At 68.8% G+C, this 5,614-nt stretch carries 3 protein-coding genes; all 3 read left to right on the top strand.

Going from position 1 to position 5,614, the window contains the following annotated elements:
• The first annotated feature begins 252 nt into the window (after positions 1 to 252).
• Positions 253 to 1,473 (top strand): response regulator, encoded by a 1,221-nt coding sequence (locus K2Z83_RS27730; protein WP_220598413.1) that lies wholly within the window; start codon positions 253 to 255, stop codon positions 1,471 to 1,473.
• A 27-nt stretch (positions 1,474 to 1,500) separates the two neighbouring features.
• On the top strand, positions 1,501 to 4,974 hold the full coding sequence (locus K2Z83_RS27725; RefSeq protein ID WP_220598412.1) for a response regulator: 3,474 nt from the start codon (positions 1,501 to 1,503) through the stop codon (positions 4,972 to 4,974).
• Positions 4,975 to 5,056: 82 nt separating this feature from the next.
• Positions 5,057 to 5,566 (top strand): transposase, encoded by a 510-nt coding sequence (locus K2Z83_RS27720; protein WP_220598411.1) that lies wholly within the window; start codon positions 5,057 to 5,059, stop codon positions 5,564 to 5,566.
• Positions 5,567 to 5,614: the final 48 nt, after the last annotated feature.

The following is a 5,614-nucleotide window of genomic DNA, read 5'->3' as shown; positions in this document are numbered from 1 at the left end:
AGCTCTCCCACAAAAAAACTGATTATGCTGCGGCGCGGCTACGCCGCGCCGCAGCATAATCAGTGCGGCATGTACCTGCTGGGCACAAACAATCATGGTTTTTAGGGCGGCAGCCCTAACATCGATGCGCAAGGTGGTGAATCCCCAGGATGTGGCAACAGCCCTGAGCTTGCCCGTTCTATATGAGAAGCCCTTTGTGGGATATGCTATCCTGACACACAGCAGAAGATGATCGAGCCACCGAGGTTCCATATGGCACAACGTATCCTGGTCGTCGACGACAGCCCGATGAACATCAAGGCCGTGGCGCTGGCGCTAGAGGCCGTGGGGTATGAGGTGATCGAGGCCCGCGATGGGCGCGAGGCCCTGGAGCGGGCGGGCGCGCTGCTGCCCGACATGATCATCCTCGACGTGGAGATGCCCGAGATCAACGGCTACGAGGTGTGCCGCCGCCTGCGCCGCATGCCCGCCTTCGCCACCCGGCCGATCATGATGCTCACGGCGAACAACGCCCTCCACGAGCGCGTCCAGGGCCTTGAGGCCGGCGCCGACGACTATATGGCCAAGCCCTTCGAGGCCGAGGAGCTCCAGGCCCGCGTGAAGGCGCTGCTGCGCCGGGCCGCGCCGGCGCCTGTTGCCATCGCCACCGCCCAGGGCCGGATGATCGCCTTCTTCTCGCTGCGCGGCGGGATCGGCACCTCCAGCCTGGCCGCCAACCTGGCCTCCGGCCTGAACCAGCTCTGGGGCGGCGGGAAGGTCGCCCTGGTCGATATGGTCTTCACCGGGGGCCACAGCGCCCTGATGATGAACCTGCCCCTGCGCACGAGCTGGAGCGACCTGGCCCTCAAGCCGGCCGAGGAGATCGACGGCGAGGTGCTCGACCAGGTGATGCTCAGCCACGCCTGCGGCCTGCGCGTGCTGCCGGCGGCGCCCCGCCCCGAGGAGAACGAGCCGATCACCGCATCCAAGGTCGTGAGCGTCCTCAACGTGCTGCGCGCCCACTACGACTATATCGTCCTCGACATGCCGCACAACTTTAATGAGACGACCCTGGCCGCGCTCGACGCCGCCGACCAGATCGTCCTGCTGCTCGGCCCCGAGATCGGCTCGGTGGTGGCCACAACCTGCGCCCTCGATGTCTTCGAGCAGCTGGGCTACCCCGCCGATAAGATCACCCTGGTGCTGAACGCCACCTTCGAGCGCGGCGGCCTGCCCCGCAAAGACATCGAGAGCACCCTGAGGCGCCCCCTCGCCGCGATCATCCCCTACGCCGGCGAGCTGTTCACGAGCGCCCTCAACCGCGGCGTGCCGCCCGTCCTCGAGATCCCCACCAAGCCGCTCGGCGCGCTGCTTGAAGACTGGTCCTTCTCATTCAGCACCGAGGAGGATGCCAAGCGCCCGGTCGAGCGGCCCAACCCCGCTCTCCAGCGCGTCATCCAGCGCCTTCAGCAGCGCCGCAAGGCCCGATCCTGATACTATGCACTCCCAGGGGGCACCGCCATGCCGTCTCTACCCGTCAGCCGCCCGCGGCGCGCCGCGGGCAGCGTGCGCGCCCGCGCCGCTGAGCTTGCCCGCAAGCTGCGCGCGAGCGAGGATCGCTACAATGTCCTGGCGGGTGAGACGCGCCGCCAGGCCGAGCTGCTCGCCCACCTCGACCAGGTGCGCGGCGCGATCGGCCGCGAGAACACGGTCGATGAGATCTTCCGCGTCGCCGTCGAGGCAAGCGCCACTACCTTCAGCTACCCCGCGATGGCTATCTACACGCTTGACAGGGGCACCCTCACGCTCAGATACGCGGTCGGACATGTACCGTCCGCAGGCCAGATCCTCAGCACCAGCATGCCGCTGGGACACGTCGCCGCCACCGGCAATCCCCTGCTGATCGTCGACACCGAGTCTTGGCCCGAGCGCCTCGACCTGGAGCCTGGCGTCGCCTCGACGATCACCGCGCCCCTCCAGGTTGGCGGGCAGGTGGAGGGCGTCCTCCATGTGGAGCAGCGGCGGCCCTACGCCCTGGGCCCCGATGACCTCTTCCTCCTGCTCACCCTGAGCGACCATATCAGCAAGGCGGTCGACCGCACCCGCATGCGCGGCGACCTCCAGCGAACCGTGCGCGAGACGCTCGCCCTCAACCGGGTGATGAGCGCGATCTCCTCGGCCACCGACACCCGCGAGGCCCTGCAGATGATCTGCGCCGACCTGGCCGACGCCTTCGGTGTGCCCCAGGCCCTCTGTGCTCTGCTCAACGCCGACCGCACCTCGCAGACGGTGGTGGCCGAGTACCGCGACGCCGACGGCCCCTCGGTGATCGGATCGGTCATCCCGGTGCGCGGCAATCTGCTGACCCAGGATCTGATCGCCCGTCGCCAGCCTGTGGCCCTCTCGAACCTGCCGATGAACCCGCAACCCGGGGCCGGCAAGCGCAGGGGCGACCCGCAGAGCCGCGTCTCGCTCCTGGTGGTGCCGGTCCTCGTCCACGACCAGGTGATCGGCACGATCGGTCTCTCATCGGCCGAGTCGCACATCTTCACGCCCGAGGACATCGCCCTGGCCCAGCGGCTCTCCACCACAATCGGCCAGGCCCTCAGCAACCTGCGCCTCAACGAGGCGCTCCAGGGCGAGCTCACCGAGCGCATGCGCGTCGAGGAGGCCCTGCGCCAGTCCTCGGCCCGCGTCAGCAGCATCCTGGAGAGCATCGCCGACGCCTTCTTCGCCGTCGATATCGACTGGAACTTCACCTATGTCAACGGCGAGGCCGAGCGCCTGCTCGGGCAGCCCGCCGCCGCGCTGATCGGACGCCCGCTCTGGGAGTCGCTCCCCGGCGACACTGGCCAGCGCTACGCCGCGCTGTACCGCAAGGCCGTCTCCAGCCAGACCCCGCTGGCCACCGAGCTCTTCTACGAGCCCCTGGGCCGCTGGCTGGCCGTGCGAGCCTACCCCTCGGCCGATGGGCTGGCCGTCTACATCCAGGATGTCACCGCCGCCCGCGAGTCCAAGGCCGCCTTGGTGGAGGCGAAGGAGGCCGCTGAGCAGGCCACCCGCGCCCGCAGCGAGTTCCTGGCCAACATGAGCCACGAGATCCGCACCCCGATGAACGGCGTGATCGGCATGACCGGGCTGCTCCTCGACACCCAGCTCAGCGAGCGGCAGCGTGAGTACGCCGAGACGATCCGCTCCAGCGGCGAGACTCTGCTGACCATCATCAATGACATCCTCGACCTCTCGAAGATCGAGTCGAGCCACCTTGAGCTTGAGCAGCAGCCCTTCGAGATCCACGAGTGCGTCGAGTCGGCGCTCGACCTGGTGGTGACGGCGGCCCACGCGAAGGGGATCGACCTGGCCGCCCTGATCGCGCCCGATGTCCCGTCGGTGCTGCTGAGCGATGTCACCCGCCTGCGCCAGATCCTGGTGAACCTGCTTGGCAACGCGGTCAAGTTCACCTCGGCCGGCGAGGTGACGCTCCAGGTGCGCCGCGAGCACGACCCGGCGCTGGATGAGCGACATGCCCGGCTGATCTTTGAGGTGCGCGACACCGGGATCGGCATCCCGACCGACAAGATGGACCGGCTCTTTCGCGCCTTCAGCCAGGTGGACGCCTCGACGACGCGCACCTACGGCGGCACCGGGCTGGGCCTGGTGATCTGCAAGCGCCTGAGCGAGATGATGGGCGGCGGGATCGTGGTGGAGAGCGCGCCAGGCCAGGGCAGCACCTTCCGGGTGAGCATCGTGGCCGAGATAGGCGCCGAGGATGATCTCTCCTACGGGATCGATATGGCCCTGGCCGGACGCCAGGCCCTGATCGCCGAGGCCAACCCCACCGCCCGCGCGATGCTGGCCGCAGAGTCCGCCAGGTGGGGCATGGGCGTGCGCGAGGCCGCCTCCGCCGCCGAGGCCCTGGAGCTGATCGCCGGCGGCGCAGGCTTCGACGTGGCCCTGATCGACGCGCGCCTGACGACCGCCGATGGCACCGCGCTCGCCCTCGACCTCCAGCGCCGCCCGACCACCGCCGACACGCCGATCGTGCTGCTCTCGGACCTCGGGGCGAGCCCGAAGGCCCTGCCGGCCACATTCGCCGCCCACCTGCACCGGCCGATCAAGCGGCGTCTGCTCTACCGCGCCCTGCTCGAGGCGGTGGGCGCCGCCGAGGGCGTGGCCTACGCGACCGAGGACGAGGAGGAGCCGGAGTCGCCTATGGCCGAGCGGGCGACGGCGCGAATCCTGCTCGCCGAGGACAACGCCGTAAATCAGCGGGTGGCCCTGCGCACCCTGGAGCGGCTTGGCTACCGCGCCGACGTAGCTGGCAACGGCCTGGAGGTTCTGGAGGCCCTGGAGCGCCAGCCCTACGACGTGGTGCTGATGGATGTGCAGATGCCTGAGCTAGACGGACTGGAGGCCACCCGGCGCATCGTGGCCCGCTGGCCGGCCGGCCAGCGTCCGCGGATCATCGCCATGACCGCCAACGCCATGCGCGGCGACCGCGAGCGCTGCCTGGAGGCCGGTATGGACGACTATATCAGCAAGCCGGTGCGCATCGAGGAGCTGGAGGCGGCCCTGGAGCGCCTCGGCACCTCAGTCGCCGACACCTCAAGAGAGGCCGCCGCCCCCGCCGCGCTGATCGACCGCGGCGCCCTCGACCGGCTCCAGCAGAGCCTCGGCGGCGGGGATCCGGCCACCGTGATCGAGTTCATCGACCTCTTCATCGCCGAGACGCCCACGCTCCTGGGCGATCTGGGGCGGGCGATAGTGGACGACCGCGCCGACCTGGTCAAGCGGGCCGCCCACACCCTCAAGTCGAACGCCGCCCTAGTCGGCGCCCGCGCCCTGGCTGAGCTCTGCCGCGCCCTTGAGGACGCCGCCCACAGCCCGCCGATCGCCGACATCGACGAGCGCCGCGATCAGATCTTCGTTCGCCACGCCGAGACGGTGGCGGCCCTGCGGGACATCCGCGCGGAGCTGGCGACATCGCAGACATGATCGTCACCATGCCTGAAAGACGTAACGCAGAGAGGGGTAACAGCGGTACATCGATATGATCGCCGATCATTGAGGTACCGCCATGCCCTACGACGCGGGGCGCCACCACCGCCGATCCATCCGCCTGCCCGGCTACGACTATCGCCGGCCCGGTGCCTACTTCATCACGATCTGCGCGCAGATACGGGGCGATCTGTTTGGGGAGATCATTGGTGGCACCATGGCCCCAAATGCCTATGGCGAGGCGATAGCCACATGCTGGGAGGCAATCCCCCGCCATCATGCGCGGGTAGCCCTCGACATCTTCGTGCTCATGCCCGACCACCTGCACGGGGTCATCCTCCTCCACGGCGAGGCACCGGAGCGTAAGCCACCGCCGGCGGGCAGGCCACGTGGGACGGTGCCTGGGTCGATCCCGGCGATCATCCAGAGCTTCAAATCCGTATCGACCCGCACGATCAACCGCATGTGTGGGACACCAGGCGCACGGGTCTGGCAAGAGGATTACTACGAGCACATCATCCGCGATGAGGCGGACATGGATCGCATCCGCCGATATATCGCGGAGAACCCGTCCCGTTGGCACCGGTGATCCCCCGCCCCGCCGCCGCGCGCATCCCCATGGGGCCACATATCCCCG

The organism is Oscillochloris sp. ZM17-4 (assembly GCF_019599295.1).
In the GTDB taxonomy this organism is placed as follows: Bacteria; Chloroflexota; Chloroflexia; order Chloroflexales; family Chloroflexaceae; genus Oscillochloris.
The sequence above is the reverse complement of the archived record's forward strand: the minus strand, read 5'-3'. Positions and strand labels throughout refer to the sequence as shown.